A 25,049-nucleotide genomic window follows, 5' to 3' on the forward strand; every position below is an offset into this window, starting at 1 on the left:
GGCGTTTCTCCTAGGGGTTGTCGGCCGCGGCGGCACAGATGAGCTTCACGCCGCGGGCCTGGATGCTGGCGCGTGCCTCGTCATCGAGGCGCGCGTCGGTAATCAGGGTATGGATGTGGGACCAAGGCAGTTCCAGGTTGGGAATACGCCGGCCGAACTTGTCGCTTTCCACCAACACGATGACTTCACGGGCCACCTCGGCCATCACCCGCGACAGGCCCAGCAGCTCATTGAAGGTGGTGGTGCCACGCTCCAGGTCGATGCCGGCGGCGCCGATGAACAACTGGTCGAAATCGTAGCTGCGTAACACCTGCTCGGCCACTTGGCCCTGGAAGGACTCGGAGTGCGGGTCCCAGGTGCCCCCCGTCATCAGCAGCACCGGCTCCTGCTCCAGCTCGCACAGTGCGTTGGCGACGTGCAGCGAGTTGGTCATCACCACCAGGCCTGGCTTGCGGCCAAGCTGGGGAATCATCGCTGCCGTGGTGCTGCCGCTGTCGATGATGATGCGCGCATGTTCGCGAATGCAGCCTACTGCGGCGCGGGCGATGGCCTGCTTCCACGGTGAGATCGGCTGCGGCGCATCGTCGGCAATCAGTTCCTGGGGCATGGAGACCGCGCCGCCATAGCGGCGCAGCAGCAAACCGTTTTTTTCCAGGGCTGCAAGATCCTTGCGGATGGTGACTTCCGAGGTGACGAAACGCTTGGCCAGGGCATCGACACTCACCTCACCCGCTTCGGCCAGCAGGGCGAGGATCGCATGTCGACGTTGCGGAGTGTTGCGTTTGCCAAGCATCAGGTTTCGATTCGAAAGTTAAAGGCGCGAATCAAAACCTAATGAAGCGTTTGCGTCAAGCAGATCTGGATAAAAAATACTCAAAAAAATCCAGCGGTCAGTGTGCCTTGGCAAGCTGAGCATCACCCCGCTCCGCTCAAGAACGGGGGTTGCGCCGCTGCCAGCCATTTACTGGTTATTTTTGATCTTTTCCGGGCGCTTCCAGCCGTCGATGTTGCGCTGCTTGCCGCGCCCAACTGCCAAGGCATCCGCGGGCACATCCTGGGTAATGGTCGAGCCGGCACCGGTGGTGGAACGATCCCCCAGGTTCAGCGGTGCGACCAGCGAGCTGTTGGAACCGATAAACACGTCCTCGCCCATGATGGTCTTGAACTTGTTGGCGCCGTCATAGTTGCAGGTGATGGTGCCGGCACCGATGTTGGTGCGCGCGCCGATCTGGGCATCGCCCAGGTAGCTCAGGTGTCCGGCCTTGGCACCCTCGCCCAGCACGGCGTTTTTCAGTTCGACGAAATTGCCGACGTGGGCTTTCTTGCCCAACACCGCGCCGGGGCGCAGGCGGGCAAACGGACCACAGTCAGCGCCTTCGCCCACCTCGGCGCCTTCCAGGTGCGAGTTGGCCTTGATGATCGCACCGGCGCGCAGGATGCTGTTTTTGATCACGCAATTCGGGCCGATCTCGACATTGTCCTCGATCGTCACGCGGCCTTCGAGCAACACGTTGACGTCGATCAGCACATCGCGGCCAACCGTAACCTCGCCGCGCAGGTCGAAGCGCGCCGGATCTCGCAGGGTAACGCCCTGGGCCATCAGCTTGCGCGCCGCGCGGTACTGATAGTGGCGTTCCAACTGGGCGAGCTGGATGCGGTCGTTGGCGCCGAGCACTTCCATCTCGTCTTGCGCCTGTTCGGTGGCCACGGTCAGGCCATCGGCCACCGCCATGGCGATCACGTCGGTGAGGTAGTACTCGCCCTGGGCATTGCTGTTGGACAGGCGGCCCAGCCAGTCGCCCAGGCACTGACCCGGCACGGCGAGAATGCCAGTATTGCCCTCGCGAATCGCCCGCTGCGCCTCGTTGGCGTCCTTGTGCTCGACGATGGCGCTTACCGCGCCGCTGGAGTCACGGATGATGCGTCCATAACCGGTAGGATCGGCCAGGTTCACGGTGAGCAGCCCCAGCTGGCGACTGGAGACCAAGGCCAGCAGACGCTGCAGGGTGTCGGCCTCGATCAACGGCACGTCGCCGTACAGGATCAGCACCCGTTCGGCCTTGAGCACAGGAAGGGCCTGGGCCACCGCATGGCCAGTGCCCAGTTGCTGTTCCTGCACCACGAAATTCAGGTCGTCTGCGGCCAAACGCTCACGCACCAACTCGGCGCCATGGCCGATCACCACATGAATGCCCTGTGGATTGAGGCTGCGGGCGGTGTCGATGACATGGCCGAGCATGGAGTTGCCGGCCAGTGGGTGCAGCACCTTGGGCAAGGCGGAACGCATGCGGGTGCCCTGGCCGGCGGCGAGAATGACGATATCGAGGGACATGGAGAGATCCTGAAAGTCGTAAGCCGGCAATCCCGGCGTTGCCTCGCCTGCTGGCATCCCGCCGGCGAAGCCTTTGCTGTTTCTGAAAAAGAAAAAGGGTAGCCCAAGCTACCCTTTTACTCATTCGCCATGAAGCGGTCGGATCAGCCCCGGCCGTACTTCTTGCGCAGTGCCTGCACGGTGCGCAGCTGGGCTGCGGCTTCGGCCAGACGAGCGGCGGCGGAACCGTAGTCGAACTCCGCTCCCTTCTCGTTCAAGGCCTTCTCGGCTGCCTTGACGGCGGCCTGAGCAGCGGCTTCGTCCAGATCCTTGGCGCGGGTAGCCGTGTCAGCGAGGATCTTCACCATGTTCGGCTGCACTTCGATGAAGCCGCCGGAAATGTAGAAGATTTCCTCGTCGCCACCCTGCTTGATCACCCGCACCGGACCCGGCTTGAGGTCACTGAGCAGCGGCGCGTGATTCGGCAGGATACCCAGGTCACCAAGATGACCATGGGCGATGACCATTTCCACCAACCCGGAGAAGAGCTCTTCTTCCGCACTGACGATGTCGCAATGGACTGTCATAGCCATACAAATGCCTCAGTAGTCAGGTCAGGCGGGGTAAACCCCGCCCTGGATATGCGCCTTTTGCCAGGCGCGACCCATTACAGTTTCTTGGCTTTCTCGATGGCTTCGTCGATGGTGCCGACCATGTAGAACGCTTGTTCCGGCAGGTCGTCGTAATCGCCATTGAGGATGCCCTGGAAGCCACGGATGGTTTCCTTGAGCGGCACGTACTTGCCCGGGGCGCCAGTGAACACTTCGGCCACGTGGAACGGCTGGGACAGGAAGCGCTGGATCTTACGCGCGCGGGCCACCAGTTGCTTGTCCTGCTCGGACAGCTCGTCCATACCCAGGATGGCAATAATGTCCTTCAGCTCCTTGTAGCGCTGCAGAACGTACTGCACACCGCGGGTGACGTCGTAGTGCTCCTGACCGACGATCAGCGGGTCCAGCGAGCGGCTGGTGGAGTCCAGCGGGTCAACGGCCGGGTAGATACCCAGGGAAGCGATGTCACGGGACAGAACGACAGTGGCGTCCAAGTGGGCGAAGGTGGTCGCCGGGCTCGGGTCGGTCAAGTCGTCCGCAGGTACGTATACGGCCTGGATCGAGGTGATCGAACCGGTCTTGGTGGAGGTGATGCGCTCTTGCAGAACACCCATCTCTTCGGCCAGGGTCGGCTGGTAGCCCACCGCAGACGGCATACGACCCAGCAGCGCGGACACTTCGGTACCGGCGAGGGTGTAGCGGTAGATGTTGTCGATGAACAGCAGAACGTCCTTGCCTTCTTCACGGAACTTCTCGGCCATGGTCAGGCCGGTCAGTGCCACGCGCAGACGGTTTCCTGGCGGCTCGTTCATCTGGCCGTACACCATGGCCACTTTGTCGAGAACGTTGGAGTCCTTCATCTCGTGATAGAAGTCGTTACCTTCACGAGTACGCTCGCCCACACCGGCAAACACGGACAGACCGCTGTGCGCCTTGGCGATGTTGTTGATCAGCTCCATCATGTTCACGGTCTTGCCGACACCGGCGCCGCCGAACAGGCCTACCTTGCCGCCTTTGGCGAAGGGGCAGACCAGGTCGATGACCTTGATACCGGTTTCCAGCAGGTCAGTGCCGCCAGCCTGTTCGGCATAGGTCGGCGCCGCGCGGTGGATACCCCACTGCTCGTCGCAGGCAACCGGACCGGCTTCGTCGATGGGCTCACCCAGGACGTTCATGATGCGGCCCAGCGTGCCGGCACCCACCGGAACAGCAATGGCGGCGCCAGTGTTGTTCACGTCCAGGCCACGCTTGAGGCCTTCGGTGGAACCCATGGCGATGGTACGGACAATGCCGTCGCCCAGCTGCTGCTGGACTTCCAGGGTGGTTTCCGCGCCTTGTACTTTCAGCGCGTCATAAACGTTCGGTACCTGATCGCGCGGAAATTCCACGTCGATAACGGCGCCGATGATTTGAACGATACGTCCGCTACTCATGTTTGGTTCCTCAGAATATTTGAACCGTTCTTAAACCGCGGCAGCGCCGCCGACGATTTCCGAAATTTCCTGCGTGATCGCCGCCTGACGAGCCTTGTTGTACACAAGTTGCAGATCGCTGATCAGCTCACCGGCGTTATCAGTTGCACTCTTCATGGCGATCATCCGCGCGGCCTGTTCGGCTGCACCGTTCTCGACCACGGCCTGATACACCTGGGACTCGATGAAACGAACCAGCAGCGCATCCAGGAGAACCTGGGCGTCGGGCTCGTAGAGATAGTCCCACTGACCTTTCTTCACCGGCTCAGCGTTCGCATCGGCTGCCAGGGGCAGCAGCTGGTCGAGTGTCGGCTTCTGGGTCATGGTATTGATGAACTTGTTCGACACCAGGTACAGGCGATCGATGCGACCGGCGTGGAAGGCATCAAGCATGACCTTGACGCTGCCGATCAGATCATTGATCGACGGTGTTTCGCCGATGTTACCGATTGCCGCGACGACGTTGCCGCCGTAGCTGCGGAAAAAGCTTGCACCCTTGTTGCCGATCACGCACAGGTCGGCCTCGACCTGCTGGTCGTGCCACTCCTTCATGCTCTTGATCAGGGCCTTGAACAGGTTGGTGTTCAGGCCACCGCACAGACCACGGTCGGAGGATACGACGATATAGCCGACACGCTTGACCGGACGCTCCACCATGAACGGGTGACGGTATTCCGGGTTGGCGACGGCCAGATGGCCAATCACCTGCCGGATCCGCTCCGCATAGGGACGGCCTGCAGCCATGCGCATTTGTGCCCTGCGCATCTTGCTGACCGCCACCTTTTCCATGGCGCTGGTGATCTTCTGCGTGCTTTTGATGCTCGCAATCTTGCTGCGAATCTCTTTTGCGCCTGCCATTTGACACCTATCGGGTTAGCAGGCGGGAGCCTTGCGGCTCCCGCTGCGGCTTACCAGGACTGGGTGGCTTTGAACGACTCGATGCCGGCCTTCAGGCCTGCGTCGATTTCGTCGTTGAAGTCGCCCTTGACGTTGATCTTGGTTACCAGATCGGCTTTTTCACGGTGGAAATAAGCAATCAGCGCTTGCTCGAAGGCACCCACTTTGGCCACTTCAACGTCGGTCAGGAAGCCACGCTCAGCTGCGTACAGCGAGATTGCCATGTCAGCGATGGACATCGGCGCGTACTGCTTCTGCTTCATCAGCTCGGTAACGCGCTGACCATGCTCGAGCTGCTTGCGAGTGGCTTCGTCCAGGTCAGAGGCGAACTGGGCGAAAGCCGCCAGTTCACGGTACTGAGCCAGGGCGGTACGGATACCACCGGACAGCTTCTTGATGATCTTGGTCTGCGCGGCACCACCTACACGGGATACGGAGATACCGGCGTTGACCGCCGGACGCAGGCCAGCGTTGAACATGGCCGATTCCAGGAAGATCTGACCGTCGGTGATGGAAATCACGTTGGTCGGAACGAACGCGGAAACGTCACCGGCCTGGGTTTCGATGATCGGCAGGGCGGTCAGAGAACCGGTCTTGCCCTTCACTTCACCCTTGGTGAACTGCTCTACGTATTCCTCGGACACGCGGGAAGCGCGCTCCAGCAGGCGGCTGTGGAGATAGAACACGTCGCCCGGGTAGGCTTCACGTCCCGGCGGACGACGCAGCAGCAGGGAAATCTGGCGATACGCCACTGCCTGCTTGGACAGATCGTCATACACGATCAGCGCGTCTTCACCGCGGTCACGGAAGTATTCGCCCATGGTGCAGCCAGCGTAGGGAGCCAGGTACTGCAGTGCAGCGGACTCGGAGGCGGAGGCGGCAACGATGATGGTGTTGGCCAGTGCACCGTGCTCTTCCAGCTTGCGCACGACGTTGGCAATAGTGGACTGCTTCTGGCCGATGGCCACATAGACGCACTTAATGCCGCTGTCTTTCTGGTTGATGATGGCGTCGATGGCCAGAGCGGTCTTACCGATCTGACGGTCACCGATGATCAGCTCGCGCTGGCCACGGCCAACCGGAATCATGGCGTCAACGGACTTGTAGCCCGTTTGTACCGGCTGGTCGACCGACTTACGCCAGATCACGCCCGGTGCCACTTTTTCCACAGCGTCGGTCAGCTTGGCATTGACCGGGCCTTTGCCATCGATCGGGTTGCCCAGGGCGTCGACCACGCGGCCCAGCAGTTCCGGACCAACCGGGACTTCCAGGATGCGGCCGGTGCACTTGGCGCTCATGCCTTCGGACAGCCCCAGGTAGCCACCCAGGATCACTGCACCTACGGAGTCTTGCTCCAGGTTCAGTGCCATCCCGTAGATGCCGCCGGGGAATTCGATCATTTCGCCGTACATCACATCGGCCAGGCCGAAGATACGCACGATACCGTCAGATACGCTGACGACGGTGCCCTCATTACGGGCTTGGGCAGTCACATCGGATTTCTCGATGCGCTGCTTGATGATTTCACTAATCTCGGAAGGATTCAGTTGCTGCATGCCATGACCCTCAAATCAGGATTTCAACGATTCGGCCAACTGGCTCAGTTTGCCGCGGACCGAACCGTCGACAACCACATCACCGGCGCGAATCACTACGCCGCCGATCAGAGCAGGATTCACGGCCTGCTGGAGGTTGACGGTGCGATCTAGCCGCTTCGATAGGGCGGCAGCCAAAGTTTGGAGTTGTTCGGTGCTGAGCTCGAAGGCAGTTTCGACCTGCGCATCAAGCGTTTTCTCGGCTTGCGCCTTGAGTTCCTCGTACAGCTCGCGCACGGTCGGCAGAACCGCCAGGCGATCGTTTTCGCCCAAGGTCAGCACGTAGTTGCGAAAGGCGTCGTCAATGTCGTTGCCGAACAGACGCACGACGGCCTGAACCTTGCTTTCGCTGGTCAGGCGCGGGTCGTTCAGCAACGCAGCGACTTCAGGAACTTCAACGGCGACGGCAGCCAGGTTCAGCATCGCCGACCAGGCATCAGTCTGCTTGGCGGCACTGGCGAACTCGAAAGCAGCTTTGGCGTAAGGCCGAGCAAGCGTCTGGGTATTGATCATCGCTCGCCTCGCTTAGAGTTGGGAGGCCAGTTTTTCGACCAGATCGTTGTGTGCCTTGGCGTCCACCTGGGACTCCAGGATTTTCTCCGCACCGGCGACGGCAAGAGCCGCTACCTGATTGCGCAGTTGATCCTTGGCACGATTCACTTCCTGCTCGATTTCGGCGCGCGCGCCGGCAACCAGTCGTTCGCCTTCGGCGCGTGCTTGCTGCTTGGCTTCCTCGATGATCGAGTTGGCGTGCTTGTTCGCCTGCTCGAGAATCTGGGCGGCTTGCTCCTTGGTCTCACGCAGGGTGTTGGACACCTTGTCTTGAGCCAATTTCAGATCTTGCTGCGCACGGCCGGCTGCATCCAGACCTTCAGCGATCTTCTTCTGACGTGCACTCATGGCGGCCGTTACCGGCGGCCAGACGAACTTCATGCAGAACCAGACGAAGAGAGCGAAGGCGAGCGTTTGACCGAACAGCGTCAAGTTAATGTTCACAGCGGTTTACCTCGTGCTATCTCGTTCAACGCGGGAGTCACTTCCACGGCAACGGGGTTCGCCCGGCGAACCCCATCTCAAGCCGGTGAATGCTTAGCCGGCGACAACGAAGATGAGGTACATCGCGATACCAACACCGATCATCGGCACGGCGTCGAGCAGGCCGGCCATCAGGAAGGTCTTGGTTTGCAGCTGGGGAGCCAGCTCCGGTTGACGAGCGGTGGATTCCAGCAGCTTGCCGCCGAGAATGGCGAAGCCGATGCCGGTGCCCAGAGCACCCAGACCGATCATGATAGCGGCGGCAATGTAGACGAGTTCCATGTAAAGCTCCTGAAGCTAAGGGGGGTTAAGGTTTGCGATAAAGCGTTAAAACACTGTTAGTTGTGTTCTTCGTGGGCCGAGCTGAGGTAAACAATCGTCAGAACCATGAAGATGAAGGCCTGCAACGGGATGATCAGAATGTGGAAGATCGCCCAAGGCACGTTCAGGGTCCACTGCACGTAGAACGGCAGCAGCGCGATGAGGATGAACACCACCTCGCCGGCGTACATGTTGCCAAACAGACGCAGCGCCAGGCTGAGCGGCTTGGTCAGCAGACCGAGGACTTCGAGAAACAGGTTGAACGGGATCAGCGACCAGTGGTTGAACGGGCTGAGCGTCAGTTCCTTCGTAAAACCGCCGACACCCTTGACCTTGATGCTGTAGAAGATGATCAGCAGGAACACGCCCAGGGACAGACCGAAGGTGCCGTTCGGGTCGGTGGTCGGCACGATTTTGAACGCCGGCAGGCCAATCAGCGTCGCGAGACCCGGGATGTAATCGACCGGAATCCACTTCAGGCTGTTCATCAGCAGCACCCAGACAAAAATCGTCAAGGCCAGCGGGGCGATCAGCGCATTGCGGCCATGGAACGTGTCGCGGACGATGCCTTCGACGAACTCCACGGTCATTTCCACCAGGTTCTGCAGCTTGCCCGGCACGCCACTGGTCGCGCTCTTGGCCACCATGCGGAACAGGAAAATGAAGATGAAGCCCATCAACAACGACCAACCCAGGGTATCCAGGTGCACGGCCATGAAGCCCATGTCGCGAGCTTCCAGGCCAGTCTGGGCAATGGTCCAGGTCGCTTGATCAACAACAGAACCGTCTGCGCGAACATAGCCCTCAGGCAACTTACCCAGGGTCAGATTCTGCAGGTGGTGCTGGATATACTCAGCCGGGGTATTTGCCATAAACGCCTCAAATGCTCAATGCTTCGGATTGCTTTTCATCAGCAGCAGCGCACTCGCTCCGGTGCCCAGTACCAGCACGTAGCCGGCAAACAAGGCAAGCGGCTGCAGCGGGTGAACTGCTACGAACACCAGCGCAAACAGCGCTGCCGTCAGAATCAGTTTGCCCATTTCTCCCGCCCAGAATGACTGGACGATAGCCTGGGCCGAACGCGCGCCAAAAAAACGAAAGGCCTTATACGCGAAATACAGGTTGGCCACCAAGGCGATCAGACCGCCTAACAGCGCGGAATACCCCGCCACCCCACCAAACACACCCGCGCATGTTGCGGCCATCAGCACTGCTACGAGCGCCTGGGCTCGCAATACCCGAAAAACCGGTAAGCGATGCAGTGGTGTCTTGTTGCGGATGTTCACCGGATGTCCAACGCCTCCGGTAGCCCACCGAAAAAATGCGGTGGCGAGTATAGGGCGCTCCCCTTTGGCACTCAACCGCCTAATTGCCTTTTTGGCGCCCTTTATGTGCGCATTTGTATCAACGAATATGCGCCAGGACGCCTTGCAACTCGTCCAGCGAGTTATAGCGGATCACCAGCTGTCCCTTGCCCTTGCTGCCATGTTTGATCTGTACCGGTGAGCCCAGACGCTCTGCCAGCCGTTGCTCCAGGCGACTGATGTCCGGATCGGGCTTGGCGGCCTCTGGAATGTGGTCGGGTTGATTCAGCCAGTGGCGCACCAGGGCTTCAGTCTGACGAACGGTCAAAGCACGTGCGACAACATGTCGCGCACCTTCGACTTGTCGCTCGGCGGGCAACCCGAGCAAGGCACGGGCATGGCCCATCTCCAGATCACCGTGGGACAGTAACGTTTTGATTTCTTCGGGCAGGCCGATCAGGCGCAGCAGGTTACTGATGGTGACCCGCGACTTGCCCACCGCATCGGCGACTTGCTGCTGGGTCAGCTCGAACTCTTGCTGCAAGCGCTGCAGCGCAACAGCCTCTTCAATGGGGTTGAGGTCTTCACGCTGGATGTTCTCGATCAGTGCCATGGCGATGGCTGCCTCGTCGGGCACCTCGCGAACCATGGCCGGAATGCTCTCCAGACCTGCCTGCTGACTGGCGCGCCAACGGCGCTCGCCCGCAATGATTTCAAAGCGACCCTCGCCAATCGGACGCACCACGATCGGCTGCATCACACCCTGGGCCTTGATCGACTGGGCCAGTTCTTCCAGGGCGGTTGCATCCATGTCACGGCGCGGCTGGTATTTACCACGCTGAATCAGGTCCAGCGGCAGGTATTGCAACTCGCGCTGATCGACCTGCGCAGCCTCCTCCTGCATGGCGGCCACGCCGCCACCGAGCAAGGCGTCGAGTCCGCGGCCGAGGCCTTTTTTCTTGATCGCCATGGAGTGTCCTTATGCGTTTGCGGGGCGACTCTGCCGGCGCGACAGTTCGCCCGCCAGCGCCAGGTAGGCGAGCGCCCCTCGGGATTGCTTGTCATATGCCAGTGCCGGCATGCCGTAACTGGGTGCTTCGGCCAGACGCACATTGCGCGGGATCACCGTATCGTAGAGGCGATCGCCGAAGTGTGCCTTGAGCTGCTCGGAAACATCATTGGTCAGCCCGTTGCGCGGGTCATACATGGTGCGCAGGAGGCCTTCGATCTTCAGCCCCGGGTTGAGTGCGGCAGCAATGCGCTGAATGGAATTGACCAGGTCGCTCAGCCCTTCCAGGGCGTAGTACTCGCATTGCATGGGAATAATCACGCCATCGGCCGCCGCCAGGGCGTTGACGGTGAGCATCGACAAGGTCGGCGGGCAATCGATGAGGATGTAATCGTAGTGATCACGCACCGGTGCCAGTGCGTCGCGCAAGCGCAGCTCCTTGTTCGGCACCTTGAGCAGTTCAACCTCCGCGGCGGTCAAGTCGCGGTTGGCCGGCAGCAGTGGATAACCGCCGTGCTCGGAAAACTGCAGAGCTTGCTCAAGCTCACTGCTCCCCACCAGAACGTCATAGATTGAAAGTTCCAGGCTGGACTTATCCACACCGCTGCCACTGGTGGCATTACCCTGTGGATCAAGATCGATCAACAACACCTTGCGCTTGGTCGCCACCAGCGACGTGGCGAGGTTGATGCAAGTGGTGGTTTTACCCACCCCGCCTTTCTGGTTAGCAATGGCAAGTACCTTGGCCATGACTGTCGCGCTCTCCCTTAGATCGTGCGGCGCAGTATCAACAGATGCCGCTGACCTTGGCAACCGGGAACCTTGAGGACTTCACAGCTTTCGAGGCGAAAATCCGTCGGCAGCGCCTGCAGTTCATCATCCGGATGCACGCCTTTCATGGCCAGCCAGCGGGTTTCCGCGGTCCCCAGGTGGCGTGTCCAGTTAGCAAAATCTTCCAGGGAGCTAAAGGCTCGCGAGCAGATGCCCTCAAACGGCTGGGCTGGCTGGAATGCTTCGACCCGGCTGTGGACAACTTGCAGGTTGGCCAGTTCCAATTCCAGCTTCACCTGAGTCAGGAAGCGGGTTTTCTTGCCGTTGGAGTCCAGCAAGGTAAAACGTCGCTCGGGAAACAGTACGGCCAGCGGCACCCCGGGCATGCCACCACCAGAACCGACATCCAGCCAGTTATCCCCCGCCTTGGCGACCTGCGGCACCACCGATAGGCTGTCAAGCAGGTGGCGCGACACCATTTCATCAGGGTTACGCACGGCCGTGAGGTTGTAGGCCTTGTTCCATTTGATCAGCAGGGCCAGGTAGGCCAGCAGCAGCGCCTGTTGCTGGTCACTGAGCGTGACGCCCAGTTGTGCAGCGCCCTGCTGCAACTCTTCGGCATGGCGGAGGGAAAAGGGGGACATCAAGCAGTTTGCTCCAGGCTCTGGCCGGCGCCACGTTTTTTCAGGTGGATCAACAGCAGGGAAATGGCCGCCGGGGTAACGCCGGGGATGCGCGATGCTTGTCCCAGGGTTTCGGGCCGGGCCAGGCTCAGCTTGTGGGTAATTTCCTTGGACAGGCCGGAAATCGTTGCATAGTCGATATCGGCCGGCAGGCGCGTGTTTTCGCTGGCTCGCAGACGGGCAATTTCGTCCTGCTGACGATCGATATAACCGGCATATTTGGTCCGTATTTCGACCTGCTCAGCCACCTGCGCATTCTCGCAGCCGCCACCGGTGACGGCGATCAGGCCGGCGTAATCGATTTCCGGCCGGGCCAACAGGTTGAGCAGGTTGTACTCATGGGTCAACGGCGTGCCGAAGCGCGCGGCCACTGCATCGCCTTGCGGCGTGCCGGGGCGTACCCAGGTGCTTTTCAGGCGCTGCTCTTCGCGGGCTATGCCTTCGCGCTTGGCCTCGAAGACAGCCCAGCGCGCATCGTCCACCAGGCCCAATTCGCGGCCTTTTTCGGTCAAGCGCAGGTCAGCGTTATCTTCGCGCAGTATCAACCGGTATTCGGCGCGCGAGGTGAACATGCGGTACGGCTCCTGGGTGCCAAGAGTAATCAGGTCATCAATCAGCACGCCCAGGTAGGCTTCGTCACGGCGCGGGCACCAGGCGTCTTTGTCCTGGGCACGCAACGCCGCATTGGCCCCGGCCAGCAAGCCCTGGATCCCGGCCTCTTCGTAACCCGTGGTGCCATTGATCTGTCCGGCGAAGAACAGCCCGCCGATCACCTTGGTTTCAAGGCTGTATTTCAGATCACGTGGGTCAAGGTAATCGTATTCGATGGCGTAGCCAGGCCGCACGATGTGGCAGTTTTCCAGGCCCCGAATGGAGCGCACGAGGTCGAGTTGTACATCGAACGGCAGCGATGTGGATATTCCGTTCGGATAGTACTCGTTTGTGGACAACCCTTCGGGTTCAAGAAATACCTGATGGCTGTCCTTGTCGGCGAAGCGATGGATCTTGTCCTCGATGGAAGGACAGTAACGCGGACCGATACCTTCGATCACGCCCGAATACATCGGTGAGCGGTCGAGGTTGCTGGCGATGATTTCATGGGTGCGCGTGTTGGTATGGGTGATCCAGCAGCTAACCTGCTGCGGATGCTGCTCTGCCTTGCCCAGGAACGACATCACCGGCACCGGGGTATCGCCGGCCTGCTCAGTCATCTGGGTGAAGTCGATGCTTCGCCCGTCCAGGCGCGGCGGTGTACCGGTCTTCAGGCGACCAATACGTAGCGGCAACTCGCGCAGGCGTTTGGCCAGTGCGATTGACGGTGGATCACCCGCACGGCCACCGGAATAATTCTGCAGGCCAATGTGGATAAGTCCGCCGAGAAAAGTTCCGGTGGTCAACACCACGCTATCAGCCAGAAAACGCAGGCCCATCTGGGTGACGACACCGCGCACCTGGTCCTGTTCGACGATCAGATCATCGGCAGATTGCTGAAATATCCACAGGTTGGGCTGGTTTTCCAGCACGCTACGGATCGCCGCCTTGTACAGGGCACGATCCGTCTGCGCGCGAGTGGCCCGCACCGCCGGCCCCTTGCGGGCATTGAGCACGCGAAATTGAATGCCGCTCAAATCGGTGGCGGTTGCCATGGTACCGCCCAGCGCATCGATTTCCCTTACCAGGTGGCTTTTGCCAATGCCGCCAATGGCCGGGTTGCAGCTCATATGGCCCAGGGTGTCGACGTTGTGGCTGAGCAACAAGGTCTTCACACCCATCCGTGCAGCTGCCAAGGCAGCTTCGGTGCCGGCATGGCCGCCGCCGATCACGATCACATCAAAACGGGAAGGGAAGTCCACCACGCACCTCGTGCCTGTGTCAGGGAATTCTGGAGAGCCGGGAAGTATAGGCGCTCCAGCGTTATGAAAGAAGCGCTTGGACAAAAAACGATCAGCCGTTCAGCCTGCCGTTTATCCGCGTTGGCTTAGATATAGATAAAGATAAGAATCTTTTTAAAGAGATTATTTTTAATGTTATTAATGGTTGGGACGTTTTCTGTGGATAAGGAGCTGTACGCCATGTGCAGCCTGGGTTACAGCGAATGATAAGCGTGTGGCGAAGATGCGCGGAAGCTTGGCATAGCCGGTAGGCAAGCTGTGGATGAATCGGCGGGTTGTTCACAGCGGTGTTTATGCCCTGGGTTGTCCCGTGGTTACGGACCGGGTTCAGGCCCGGTTTTCCACAGGGTTCCAGCCGGACCCATTAGCTGAAAAACATCTGTTTTCCGGGGTAGGTGCTCAGGTGGGCTCGCTAGACGAGGAGTCATCACCGTGCATTTTTTCAGGCGGCTATCCAGCGAGTACTGCGTAATCACTCAGAGGTGAGCGGAGGGTCTGGCAAACCGGTTCATTTGCCGATGCAGAAACTGGAAAAAATCCGCCCCAGCAAGTCATCGGACGTGAACGCCCCAGTAATCTCGCCGAGTGCTTGCTGGGCCTGTCGCAGGTCCTCGGCGAGCAGTTCACCGGCGCCCGCCAGTGTCAGCTGAGCGTGGCCATGGTCGAGGTGCGCAGCAGCCTGGTGCAGCGCTTGCAGATGGCGGCGGCGGGCGCTGAAGCCGCTTTCCGCGGTCTGCTCGAAGCCCATGCAGGCTTTCAGATGGTCCCGCAACAGGTCCAGTCCCGCGCCGTTGCGTGCCGACAGGCTCAGGGTCACGTGACCATCGGCGTTGCTGTGCAGCTCAACCGTCTCACCGCTGAGGTCAGCCTTATTACGGATCAGGGTGACCTTGTCCGGTTGCGGTCGGATATCGAGAAACTCAGGCCAAAGGGCGAAGGGATCATCGGCTTCGGGAGCGCTGGCATCGACCACCAGCAAGACACGGTCGGCCTCGGCTATGGCTTTAAGGGCGCGCTCTACGCCGATGCGCTCCACCTGGTCCTCGGTAGCGCGCAGGCCTGCGGTATCCACCACATGCAACGGCATGCCATCAATGTGGATATGTTCGCGCAGCACATCACGGGTGGTGCCGGCGATGTCGGTGACGATCGCCGCTTCGCGTCCGGCCAGGGCATTGAGCAGGCTGGACTTGCCGGCATTGGGCCGACCGGCGATCACCACGGTCATGCCATCGCGCAACAAGGCGCCCTGCCCGGCTTCGCGCAACACTGTGGATAACCGATCGCGCACGGCTTCCAGTTGCTGCAGCACATGACCGTCGGCGAGGAAGTCGATCTCTTCCTCGGGAAAATCAATGGCGGCTTCGACGTAGATGCGCAACTGGATCAGTTGTTCAGTGAGCGCGTGCACGCGCCGGGAAAACTCGCCTTGTAGCGAGCGCACCGCGTTGCGTGCGGCCTGGGCCGAACTGGCCTCAATCAAGTCGGCGATGGCTTCGGCCTGGGCCAGATCCAGCTTGTCATTGAGGAATGCCCGCTCGCTGAACTCGCCAGGGCGGGCCAGCCGTGCACCCAGCTCGACGCAACGTTGCAGCAGAAGATCAAGGACCACCGGGCCGCCATGGCCCTGCAATTCCAGCACATCTTCGCCTGTGAACGAGTTCGGGCCGGGAAAGAACAATAGCAGTCCTTCATCGAGCACCTCGCCTTGAGCGTCATGCCAGGCGCCATAGTGCGCATAGCGAGGCTTTGGCTCACCCTCACCCAGTTGCAAGGCGATCACTCGGGCCGCCGGACCGGAGACACGCACGATGCCGACGCCACCACGGCCTTGGGCGGTGGCGATAGCGGCGATGGTGTCGCGTGGGCTGTTCATGAACGTGCTCTCCGAAGTGCAAACAGTAGATAGCAAAACGCCCCAGTCAAGGGGCGTTTTGTGTAACGGCTAGGCTCAGGCTTGCTTGGCCGCAGCCTCGATCTGCCGGGTAATGTACCACTGCTGGGCGATGGACAGGAGGTTGTTAACCACCCAGTACAGCACCAGGCCCGCAGGGAACCACAAGAAGAAGAAGGTGAAGACGATCGGCATCAGCTTCATCACCCGGGCCTGCATGGGATCGGGCGGCGTCGGGTTGAGCATCTGCTGCACGAACATGGTCGCGCCCATGATGATCGGCAGGATGAAGAACGGATCCTTGATCGACAGGTCAGTGATCCAGAACATCCACGGCGCCTGGCGCATTTCAACGCTTTCCAGCAGCACCCAGTACAACGCCAGGAACACCGGCATCTGCACCAGGATCGGCAGACAGCCGCCCAGCGGGTTGATCTTCTCTTTCTTGTACAGCTCCATCATCGCCTGGGAGAGCTTCTGGCGATCATCGCCATGCTGCTCCTTGAGCGCCTGCATTTTCGGCGAGACGGCACGCATGCGTGCCATGGATCGGTAGCTGGCAGCCGACAACGGGAAGAAGATCAGCTTGATGATGATGGTCAGGACGATGATCGACCAGCCCCAGTTGCCCAGCAGCTCATGGATCTGTTCCAGCAGCCAGAAGATCGGCTGGGCGAGGAACCACAGGAAACCGTAATCGACTGTCAATTCCAGCCCAGGGGCCAGTTCGGCCAGCTTGTCCTGGCTCTTGGGGCCGGCATACAGGGTGGCACCGGTCTCGGCCTGGGCACCGGCAGGTACGTTCAGTGCTGGTCCGGTAAAGCCGAGAATGTAGTTACCCTGGCCGTCCTTGCGGCTCTGCACCAAGTTGTTGCTGTCTGCCGCCGGAATCCAGGCGGTGACGAAATAGTGCTGCAGCCAGGCGACCCAACCACCCTGCACGTTCAGGCGCAGTGGCTTGTCGTCCATGTCGCCCATTTTGACTTTTCTGTACGGCTCGTCCTGGGTCCAGACCGCACCGCCCAGATAGGTGGCGGAAGTGGCGGTGGTCGACGACGGGTCGCTGCTGGCGTCACGCTTGAGCTGGGCAAACAGGTTGCCGGTCCAGGGCTTGTCGCTCTGGTTGTCGATCAGGTAGCGCACGTCCAGGTCGTAGGTGCCCGGCTTGAAGGTGAAGCGCTTGATGTAGTTGATACCCGCTTCGCTGAAGCGCAGGTCGACGATCAGTTGCTGCTGATCTTGGCCAAGCACATAGCTGCGTTTCTCGCTACTGTACAGCGGACGACCATTGGCGCGCGCATCCGGGCCGTTGGCGCCGGTCAGACCGCTCTGCGCCAGGTAAGTCCGCTCGTTGCCGTTGTCGAACAATTGGAAGGGGACATCGGGTCGGTCTTGACGACGCGGGTATTCCGGCAGCGTCAGCTGCACGATATCGCCACCACGCGGATCAATGGCTAGCTCCAGCACATCGGTTTTGACCCGAATAAGCTGATTGCTGGTTGCCGTGCTGGCACTCAGCGTCGGTTCCGGTTGTGCCTGGGTTGCGGTCGGCACGTCGCCCTGACTACCGACGGCGCCTGCCGTGGTGTCCGGCAAATCGGACGCAGGAGTGCTGGCGACGGAATGCTGTGTCGGCGGCAAAGCGGCCTGGCCATAATCCTGGTTCCACTGTAGAACCAACAGGTAGGCCACAACCGCCAGGGCGACGAGCAGGATCGAACGTTTGATATCCATGATTACTCGGCCATCGAAGAGGGGCGGGAAGAGGAAACGGGTGGAACCGGGTCATACCCCCCGGAATTCCAGGGATGGCAGCGGCCGAGCCGACGCAGGCTCAACCAGCCACCGCGCAGGACGCCATGTTGTTCAATGGCTTCCAGTGCGTAGCAAGAGCAGCTGGGATAGAAACGGCAGTGACTGGCCATCAGTGGGCTGATGGCATAGCGATAGAACTGGATCGGTGCGAGGACCAGTTTACGCATGTTGGCTGCGTGCCCCTTGTGCATCGGCTTGCGGATCGGGTCGGTTGCGTGCAAGACGTTTCCAGAGTTTGACGAACTGCTCGGCGAGCTCGTCATTGTCCAGATCGCCGAGGCCCTTGCGGACCACCACGACGATATCCCAACCAGCCAGATGATCCTGGGCATGGCGGAAGGTTTCGCGGATCTGGCGCCTCAGCCGGTTGCGCTCCACGGAGAGCTTGACGCTCTTCTTGCCGATGACCATGCCCAAGCGAGGATGATCGAGGCCATTGGCGCGGGCCAGAAGCAGAACGTGCTTGCCGGGTACCTTGCCGGTAGGTGAGTCGAATACTGCCTTGAATTGTCGGGGAACCAGCAAGCGCTTTTCCCGACTGAAGCTCCGGCTCACCTTCCGTGCCGGGCAATCAGACTGCGAGGCGCTTGCGGCCCTTGGCGCGGCGACGCGACAGGACGGCACGACCGTTCTTGGTGGCCATACGGGCGCGGAAACCATGCACGCGAGCGCGCTTGAGAGTGCTGGGTTGGAAAGTGCGTTTCATGATGGATCTACCTGGTGGTCACTACGGGCCGGGAGTGGCCCCCGTTTAAGAGACCGGCGATTGTAGAGAAGGCGTGGCCGTGGGTCAATTTCCAACCAACATTGAATGGATGAAATAGATAAAAGGATAAGAAGGTTAAAAGAAGATAGATGAAGCTGTTGTATATAGTGCCAGCCCTTTCTGTGGATAACCCAGCCAAGCGGCTCTAATTGGCTGCCTGCCGGCAAGGGTAATTCGGTGGGAAACCCGTGCTACAGCTGTCGGTTCCCTGGGGAAATACAGTGGATGGAATGATGAGATATGCACAGATCAGTTATCCCGCGGGTTTTCCACCGCTTTTGCGCGGGGTTAAGCGGTTGTTATCAACAGAGTTATTTGGCTCGAGCAGCAACCAGCCAAGGATTGGTTCAGATGAGTAGCCCGACTTTCTTGTGGATAACCCAGGGTCGGCTCGCTACAATGCGGGTTGTTTTGGCGGCTTTTACGCCTAATTGATGTTTGGGGGTAAACCGTGTCTGTGGAACTTTGGCAGCAGTGTGTCGAACTGCTTCGCGATGAGCTGCCGGCCCAGCAATTCAATACCTGGATCCGTCCACTGCAAGTGGATGGCGACAGCGAAGAGCTGCGCGTCTATGCACCTAACCGCTTCGTTCTCGACTGGGTCAATGAAAAGTACCTGGGGCGACTCATGGAATTGCTCGCTGAGCGAGGCAATGGGTTAGCACCCGCGCTGGCATTGCTGATCGGCAGCCGCCGAAGCGCAGCGGCACGTCCAGCACCCACTGCACCCAAGGCGGCGGCACCGGCACCTTTACCTTCAGTATCTGCTCCTGCTCCTGCTGCGCCAACAACCTCAGCACCCCAGCGTGCCGCTCCTTCTCGCAGCAGCTTCGACAGCATGGGCGGCAGCGCCCCGGTGGCCCCCCCTGCGGCGACGATGCGCAACGAACGCACTGTGCAGGTTGAGGGCGCGCTCAAGCACACCAGCTATCTGAATCGTACGTTTACCTTCGAGAACTTCGTCGAGGGCAAGTCTAACCAGTTGGCCCGCGCGGCGGCCTGGCAGGTGGCGGATAACCCCAAGCACGGCTATAACCCGCTGTTTCTATATGGCGGTGTCGGGTTGGGCAAAACTCACCTGATGCATGCCGTTGGCAATCAGCTGCTGAAGAAAAATCCCAACGCCAAGATTGTCTATCTGCATTCCGAGCGTTTTGTGGCTGACATGGTCAAGGCGCTGCAGCTCAATGCCATCAATGAGTTCAAGCGCTTCTACCGATCCGTTGATGCGCTGTTAATTGATGACATCCAATTTTTTGCCAAGAAAGAACGTTCGCAGGAAGAATTCTTCCATACCTTCAATGCCTTGCTCGAAGGTGGTCAGCAGGTAATTCTCACCAGCGATCGCTACCCCAAGGAAATCGAGGGGCTTGAGGAGCGCCTCAAATCGCGCTTCGGTTGGGGCCTGACGGTTGCGGTCGAGCCGCCCGAGCTGGAAACCCGGGTGGCCATTCTGATGAAGAAGGCCGAACAGACCAAAGTGGAGTTGTCCCACGAGGCGGCTTTCTTTATCGCTCAGCGCATACGCTCCAACGTGCGCGAGCTGGAGGGTGCGCTCAAACGGGTGATCGCCCATTCGCACTTTACCAATCATCCGATCAGCATCGAGCTGATCCGTGAGTCGCTCAAAGACCTGCTGGCCCTGCAAGACAAGCTGGTCAGCATCGACAATATTCAACGGACCGTGGCTGAGTACTACAAGCTCAAGCTGACCGAGATGTTGTCTAAGCGCCGCTCGCGTTCCATCGCCCGCCCCCGCCAGGTGGCCATGGCATTGTCCAAGGAACTCACTAATCACAGCCTGCCGGAGATCGGCAGCGCGTTTGGCGGCAGGGACCACACCACCGTGCTGCATGCCTGCCGTAAAATTGCCGAACTGAAAGAATCGGACGCAGACATTCGCGAAGATTATAAAAACTTGCTGCGTACACTCACCACCTGATATTCACCACGCAAGGGATCGACCATGCATTTCACCATTCAACGCGAAGCCCTGTTGAAACCCCTGCAGTTGGTCGCCGGCGTCGTGGAACGTCGCCAGACCCTGCCCGTCCTCTCCAACGTTCTGTTGGTCGTGCAAGGTCAGCAATTGGCGCTGACCGGTACTGACCTTGAAGTCGAACTGGTGGGTCGTGTGGCGCTTGAAGAGGCGGCTGAGCCGGGCGAAATCACGGTCCCTGCGCGTAAGCTGATGGATATCTGCAAAAGCCTGCCGGGCGATGCGTTGATCGATATTCGGGTGGATGAGCAGAAGCTGATCATCAAGGCCGGGCGTAGCCGTTTCACCTTATCGACCCTGCCGGCCAACGATTTCCCCTCGGTTGAAGACAGCCAGGGTTCGCTGAATTTCAGCTTGCCGCAAAGCAAGTTGCGCCGCCTGATCGAGCGTACCAGCTTCGCCATGGCCCAACAGGATGTACGCTATTACCTCAACGGCATGCTGTTGGAAGTAAATGCCGGCTATCTGCGTGCCGTCGCCACCGATGGACACCGTCTGGCGATGTGTTCGCAGCCAGCCGTCATTGATCAGGTCGATCGTCACCAGGTGATCGTGCCGCGTAAGGGCATCCTCGAGTTGGCACGTCTGCTCACCGAGCAGGATGCCGAGGTGGCGATCAGTCTGGGTCAGCATCACATCCGCGCCACCACGGGTGAGTTTACTTTCACGTCCAAGCTGGTCGATGGCAAATTTCCCGATTACGAGCGCGTGCTGCCCCGTGGTGGAGACAAGCTGGTGCTGGGTGATCGGCAACTGCTGCGTGAAGCGTTCAGCCGCACGGCGATTCTTTCCAATGAGAAATACCGGGGTATCCGTCTGCAGTTGGAGTCTGGGCTATTGAAGATTCAGGCCAACAACCCGGAGCAGGAAGAGGCTGAAGAAGAAGTGGCTGTCGACTACAACGGCGCTGAATTGGAAATTGGCTTCAACGTCAGCTATCTGCTTGATGTGTTGTCGGTTATGGGCACTGAGCAAGTGCGCCTGATTCTTGCCGACGCGAATAGCAGCGCCTTGCTGCAAGAGTCTGATAACGACGATTCCGCTTACGTTGTCATGCCGATGCGCCTGTAGCACTCGAACGTGTCCCTAAATCGCATCTCCCTCACCGCGGTGCGTAACCTGCACCCGGTGACCCTGTCTCCTTCACCGCGCATCAATATCCTCTACGGCGCCAATGGGAGCGGTAAGACCAGCGTCCTGGAAGCAGTGTACCTTCTTGGCCTGGCACGTTCATTTCGCAGTTTGCGCTTGCAACCGATGATTCAGTACGAGCAATCGGCATGCACGGTGTTTGGTCAAGTGCAACTGCCGCAAGGCGGGCTGTGTAACCTGGGTGTTTCCCGTGGCCGTGATGGCGAGTTCCAGATTCGTATTGACGGCGAAAATGCGCGAAGCGCGGCGCAGCTGGCTGAAACGCTTCCTCTGCAATTGATCAATCCCGACAGTTTTCGCCTTCTGGAAGGCGCTCCCAAGGTGCGCAGGCAATTTTTGGATTGGGGAGTGTTCCACGTGGAACCTCGCTTTCTGGGTGGCTGGCAGCGCGTCCAGAAGGCGCTCAGGCAGCGGAATTCGTGGCTCCGGCATGGTAGACTTGACGTCATTGAACAAGCAGCCTGGGACCGGGAATTAAGCTTGGCTAGCGCCGAAATTGATGGCTATCGACGAGAATACCTCCAGGCGCTTAAGCCCGTCTTTGAGCAGACCCTGACGGAGCTGCTCGACTTGCCAGGTTTGCAACTCAGCTATTACAGGGGCTGGGACAAGGAGCGCGAACTTCTGGATGTGCTGTCGGCATCCCTACCCCGCGACCAAGCTGTTGGGCACACGCAAGCCGGTCCGCAACGTGCTGACCTGCGGTTGCGCATCGGAGGCCACAACGCTGCGGATATTCTTTCCCGAGGCCAGCAGAAACTGGTGGTGTGCGCTTTGCGCATTGCCCAAGGCCATCTGGTCAATCAAGCCAAGCATGGCCGGTGTATTTACCTGGTGGACGACTTGCCTTCGGAGCTTGATGAAGAACATCGGCAGGCGTTATGCCGCTTGCTGGAAGATTTACAATGCCAGGTGTTTATCACCTGTGTCGACCCCCATTTATTGAAGGATGGCTGGCGAACGGATACGCCGGTAGCCATGTTCCACGTGGAACATGGTCGAATCACCCAAGACCATCGGAGTGAAGCATGAGCGAAAATAATTCGTACGATTCGTCCAGTATCAAAGTACTGAAAGGATTGGATGCGGTGCGCAAACGGCCCGGTATGTACATCGGTGACACCGATGACGGCACCGGTTTGCACCACATGGTATTTGAGGTGGTGGACAACTCAATCGACGAAGCGCTGGCCGGTCACTGCTCCGAAATCTCCATCACCATTCACACCGATGAGTCCATCACGGTGCGCGACAATGGGCGTGGAATTCCCGTGGACATCCACAAGGAAGAAGGCGTCTCCGCTGCCCAAGTGATCATGACGGTCCTGCACGCCGGTGGTAAGTTCGACGACAACAGTTACAAAGTCTCCGGTGGGTTGCACGGGGTGGGTGTTTCGGTGGTCAACGCATTATCCGAAGAACTGGTCATGACCATTCGCCGCGCGGGTAAAGTCTGGGAGCAGACCTATCACCATGGTGTGCCGCAGGCACCCTTGAGCCCTGTAGGGGAAACCGACGGTAGCGGCACGCAGATCCACTTCAAACCCTCCAACGATACCTTCCGCAATATCCATTTCAGCTGGGATATTTTGGCCAAACGCCTGCGCGAATTGTCATTCCTAAATTCCGGCGTGGGTATCGTGCTGCGTGACGAACGCAGTGGTAAAGAAGAGTTGTTCAAGTACGAGGGCGGCCTCAAAGCCTTCGTCGACTATCTGAATACCAACAAGACGGTCGTCAACCCAGTCTTTCATTTCAGCACTCAGCGTGAAGAAGATGGTGTCGGGGTTGAAGTGGCTATGCAGTGGAATGACAGCTTCAACGAAAACCTTCTTTGCTTCACCAACAATATTCCCCAGCGTGACGGTGGTACCCACCTGGCCGGTTTCCGCTCGGCCCTGACGCGCAACCTGAATAATTACATCGAAGCTGAAGGCCTGGCCAAGAAGCACAAGATAGCCACCACCGGCGACGATGCCCGCGAGGGGCTGACGGCGATCATTTCGGTCAAGGTTCCAGACCCGAAGTTCAGCTCCCAGACCAAGGAAAAGCTGGTCTCCAGCGAAGTGAAGACTGCGGTTGAACAGGAGATGGGCAGGCAATTTGCCGATTACCTGTTGGAAAACCCCAACGAAGCCAAAGCTGTGGTGGGCAAGATGATTGATGCGGCGCGGGCGCGTGAGGCGGCCCGCAAGGCACGGGAAATGACCCGCCGCAAAGGGGCATTGGACATTGCCGGTCTGCCCGGCAAATTAGCTGACTGCCAGGAGAAGGACCCTGCCCTCTCCGAACTCTACCTGGTGGAAGGTGACTCTGCTGGCGGCTCCGCCAAGCAGGGACGTAACCGTAAGACCCAGGCCATCCTGCCGCTCAAAGGCAAGATCCTCAACGTGGAAAAGGCGCGCTTCGACCGAATGATTTCATCCCAGGAAGTCGGCACGCTGATTACCGCTCTGGGCTGCGGCATTGGTCGAGATGAGTACAACATCGACAAGCTGCGTTACCACAACATCATCATCATGACCGACGCGGACGTTGACGGCTCGCACATCCGTACCCTGCTGCTCACCTTCTTTTTCCGTCAGCTGCCTGAGTTAGTCGAGCGCGGCTACATCTATATTGCCCAACCGCCGCTGTACAAGGTGAAGAAGGGCAAGCAGGAGCAGTACATCAAGGACGACGAGGCCATGGAGGAGTACATGACCCAGTCGGCCCTTGAAGACGCCAGCCTGCACGTCAATGACAATGCCCCAGGATTGTCCGGCGAAGCGCTGGAAAGCCTGGTACAGCAATACCGTGGGGTAATGAAAACTCTCGCTCGTTTGTCGCGCCTGTATCCTCAGGAGCTCACCGAGCACTTCATTTACCTGCCCCGCGTAGGACTGGAGAAGTTCTCTAACCAGGCCGAAATGCAGGAATGGTTGGACGGTCTGCAAGCTCGTTTGGGCGCGGTGGAAAAATCAGGCGAAACCTACAAGCTGCAGCTGCGTGAAGACCGCGAGCGAGGCTTCTGGCTACCCGAGATCGAAATCAAGGCCCACGGCCTGTCGAATTTCATTACATTCAACCGGGACTTCTTTGCCAGCAACGACTACAAGTCCGTTACTGACCTGGGTGAAAAACTCAACAACCTGCTCGAAGACGGCTCCTACGTGCAGCGCGGCGAGCGCAAGAAGGCCGTCAGCACCTTCAAGGAAGCATTGGCCTGGTTGATGACGGAAAGCACCAAGCGGCACAGCATCCAGCGCTACAAGGGGCTGGGTGAAATGAACCCGGACCAACTCTGGGAAACCACCATGGACCCTAACGCCCGACGGATGCTGCAGGTGACTATCGAGGACGCCATTGCTGCCGATCAGATTTTCAACACCCTGATGGGCGATGCCGTCGAACCGCGCCGTGAGTTCATCGAAACCAACGCCTTGGCGGTATCCAACTTGGACTTCTAACGCTGTTTTCTTTGTTCTTGAAAACCCCCGGCCTGGTGCCGGGGTTTTTCCGTTTTAGACCAGGCTGTTAGCT

The 25,049-nt window shown here is 59.4% G+C and carries 24 protein-coding genes; 4 read left to right on the plus strand and 20 right to left on the minus strand.

The window, feature by feature from the left end:
* Positions 1-10: 10 nt before the first annotated feature.
* From H9642_RS05395 to rpmH, 20 genes are all read right to left on the minus strand, one after another.
* The gene (locus tag H9642_RS05395; protein WP_251835405.1) at positions 11-793 is read right to left on the minus strand and encodes a DeoR/GlpR family DNA-binding transcription regulator; all 783 of its coding nucleotides are present in this window, start codon (positions 791-793) and stop codon (positions 11-13) included.
* A 168-nt stretch (positions 794-961) separates the two neighbouring features.
* Complete coding sequence (gene glmU / locus H9642_RS05400; protein WP_251835406.1) at positions 962-2,332, minus strand: bifunctional UDP-N-acetylglucosamine diphosphorylase/glucosamine-1-phosphate N-acetyltransferase GlmU; 1,371 nt, start codon at positions 2,330-2,332, stop codon at positions 962-964.
* 143 nt (positions 2,333-2,475) lie between these two features.
* Positions 2,476-2,904, minus strand: coding sequence for a F0F1 ATP synthase subunit epsilon (locus H9642_RS05405; protein ID WP_251835407.1), 429 nt, complete (start codon positions 2,902-2,904; stop codon positions 2,476-2,478).
* Between the two features lie 74 nt (positions 2,905-2,978).
* The gene (gene atpD, locus H9642_RS05410; RefSeq protein ID WP_251835408.1) at positions 2,979-4,355 is read right to left on the minus strand and encodes a F0F1 ATP synthase subunit beta; all 1,377 of its coding nucleotides are present in this window, start codon (positions 4,353-4,355) and stop codon (positions 2,979-2,981) included.
* A 30-nt stretch (positions 4,356-4,385) separates the two neighbouring features.
* Positions 4,386-5,252, minus strand: coding sequence for a F0F1 ATP synthase subunit gamma (atpG, locus tag H9642_RS05415; protein WP_251835409.1), 867 nt, complete (start codon positions 5,250-5,252; stop codon positions 4,386-4,388).
* A gap of 50 nt (positions 5,253-5,302) precedes the next feature.
* A complete protein-coding gene (gene atpA / locus H9642_RS05420; RefSeq protein WP_251835410.1) occupies positions 5,303-6,847 on the minus strand; it encodes a F0F1 ATP synthase subunit alpha in 1,545 nt (514 codons plus the stop codon).
* 15 nt (positions 6,848-6,862) lie between these two features.
* Positions 6,863-7,399 carry a F0F1 ATP synthase subunit delta gene (locus H9642_RS05425; protein ID WP_251835411.1) on the minus strand — a complete coding sequence of 179 codons (537 nt, stop codon included), beginning with the start codon at positions 7,397-7,399 and terminating at the stop codon, positions 6,863-6,865.
* A gap of 12 nt (positions 7,400-7,411) precedes the next feature.
* Positions 7,412-7,882: a F0F1 ATP synthase subunit B gene (locus H9642_RS05430; RefSeq protein WP_251835412.1), complete on the minus strand. Its 471-nt coding sequence runs from the start codon at positions 7,880-7,882 to the stop codon at positions 7,412-7,414.
* Positions 7,883-7,975: 93 nt separating this feature from the next.
* Positions 7,976-8,203 (minus strand): F0F1 ATP synthase subunit C, encoded by a 228-nt coding sequence (gene atpE, locus H9642_RS05435; RefSeq protein ID WP_037024880.1) that lies wholly within the window; start codon positions 8,201-8,203, stop codon positions 7,976-7,978.
* Positions 8,204-8,259: 56 nt separating this feature from the next.
* Positions 8,260-9,114, minus strand: coding sequence for a F0F1 ATP synthase subunit A (gene atpB / locus H9642_RS05440; protein ID WP_251835413.1), 855 nt, complete (start codon positions 9,112-9,114; stop codon positions 8,260-8,262).
* Positions 9,115-9,129: 15 nt separating this feature from the next.
* Complete coding sequence (locus H9642_RS05445; protein ID WP_251835414.1) at positions 9,130-9,528, minus strand: F0F1 ATP synthase subunit I; 399 nt, start codon at positions 9,526-9,528, stop codon at positions 9,130-9,132.
* A gap of 118 nt (positions 9,529-9,646) precedes the next feature.
* Positions 9,647-10,516, minus strand: a complete 870-nt coding sequence (locus H9642_RS05450; RefSeq protein WP_251835415.1) for a ParB/RepB/Spo0J family partition protein — start codon at positions 10,514-10,516, stop codon at positions 9,647-9,649.
* A 9-nt stretch (positions 10,517-10,525) separates the two neighbouring features.
* A complete protein-coding gene (locus H9642_RS05455) occupies positions 10,526-11,305 on the minus strand; it encodes a ParA family protein (RefSeq protein WP_251835416.1) in 780 nt (259 codons plus the stop codon).
* A gap of 17 nt (positions 11,306-11,322) precedes the next feature.
* The gene (gene rsmG / locus H9642_RS05460) at positions 11,323-11,970 is read right to left on the minus strand and encodes a 16S rRNA (guanine(527)-N(7))-methyltransferase RsmG (RefSeq protein ID WP_251835417.1); all 648 of its coding nucleotides are present in this window, start codon (positions 11,968-11,970) and stop codon (positions 11,323-11,325) included.
* Positions 11,970-13,862 carry a tRNA uridine-5-carboxymethylaminomethyl(34) synthesis enzyme MnmG gene (gene mnmG / locus H9642_RS05465; protein WP_251835418.1) on the minus strand — a complete coding sequence of 631 codons (1,893 nt, stop codon included), beginning with the start codon at positions 13,860-13,862 and terminating at the stop codon, positions 11,970-11,972. The genes rsmG and mnmG overlap by 1 nt, the downstream gene beginning before the upstream one ends.
* Before the next feature lie 547 nt (positions 13,863-14,409).
* Positions 14,410-15,777, minus strand: a complete 1,368-nt coding sequence (gene mnmE / locus H9642_RS05470) for a tRNA uridine-5-carboxymethylaminomethyl(34) synthesis GTPase MnmE (RefSeq protein WP_251835419.1) — start codon at positions 15,775-15,777, stop codon at positions 14,410-14,412.
* Positions 15,778-15,852: 75 nt separating this feature from the next.
* Positions 15,853-17,529 carry a membrane protein insertase YidC gene (gene yidC / locus H9642_RS05475; RefSeq protein ID WP_251835420.1) on the minus strand — a complete coding sequence of 559 codons (1,677 nt, stop codon included), beginning with the start codon at positions 17,527-17,529 and terminating at the stop codon, positions 15,853-15,855.
* A 2-nt stretch (positions 17,530-17,531) separates the two neighbouring features.
* Positions 17,532-17,777 (minus strand): membrane protein insertion efficiency factor YidD, encoded by a 246-nt coding sequence (gene yidD / locus H9642_RS05480; protein WP_251835421.1) that lies wholly within the window; start codon positions 17,775-17,777, stop codon positions 17,532-17,534.
* On the minus strand, positions 17,770-18,165 hold the full coding sequence (gene rnpA, locus H9642_RS05485; RefSeq protein WP_251835422.1) for a ribonuclease P protein component: 396 nt from the start codon (positions 18,163-18,165) through the stop codon (positions 17,770-17,772). The genes yidD and rnpA overlap by 8 nt, the downstream gene beginning before the upstream one ends.
* A 16-nt stretch (positions 18,166-18,181) precedes the next feature.
* A complete protein-coding gene (rpmH, locus tag H9642_RS05490) occupies positions 18,182-18,316 on the minus strand; it encodes a 50S ribosomal protein L34 (RefSeq protein ID WP_251835423.1) in 135 nt (44 codons plus the stop codon).
* A 511-nt stretch (positions 18,317-18,827) separates the two neighbouring features.
* Between rpmH and dnaA the strand changes: the two genes are divergently transcribed.
* Genes dnaA through gyrB form a run of 4 tightly spaced genes read left to right on the plus strand, consistent with a single transcriptional unit; the run spans position 18,828 to position 24,976 of the window.
* Positions 18,828-20,318 (plus strand): chromosomal replication initiator protein DnaA, encoded by a 1,491-nt coding sequence (dnaA, locus tag H9642_RS05495; protein ID WP_251835424.1) that lies wholly within the window; start codon positions 18,828-18,830, stop codon positions 20,316-20,318.
* A 24-nt stretch (positions 20,319-20,342) separates the two neighbouring features.
* Positions 20,343-21,446 carry a DNA polymerase III subunit beta gene (gene dnaN / locus H9642_RS05500; RefSeq protein ID WP_251835425.1) on the plus strand — a complete coding sequence of 368 codons (1,104 nt, stop codon included), beginning with the start codon at positions 20,343-20,345 and terminating at the stop codon, positions 21,444-21,446.
* 9 nt (positions 21,447-21,455) lie between these two features.
* Positions 21,456-22,559, plus strand: coding sequence for a DNA replication/repair protein RecF (gene recF / locus H9642_RS05505; protein WP_251835426.1), 1,104 nt, complete (start codon positions 21,456-21,458; stop codon positions 22,557-22,559).
* Positions 22,556-24,976 (plus strand): DNA topoisomerase (ATP-hydrolyzing) subunit B, encoded by a 2,421-nt coding sequence (gene gyrB, locus H9642_RS05510; protein WP_251835427.1) that lies wholly within the window; start codon positions 22,556-22,558, stop codon positions 24,974-24,976. The genes recF and gyrB overlap by 4 nt, the downstream gene beginning before the upstream one ends.
* Positions 24,977-25,049: the final 73 nt, after the last annotated feature.

The sequence above is a fragment of the Serpens gallinarum genome, from assembly GCF_014836765.1.
In the GTDB taxonomy this organism is placed as follows: Bacteria; Pseudomonadota; Gammaproteobacteria; order Pseudomonadales; family Pseudomonadaceae; genus Serpens; species Serpens gallinarum.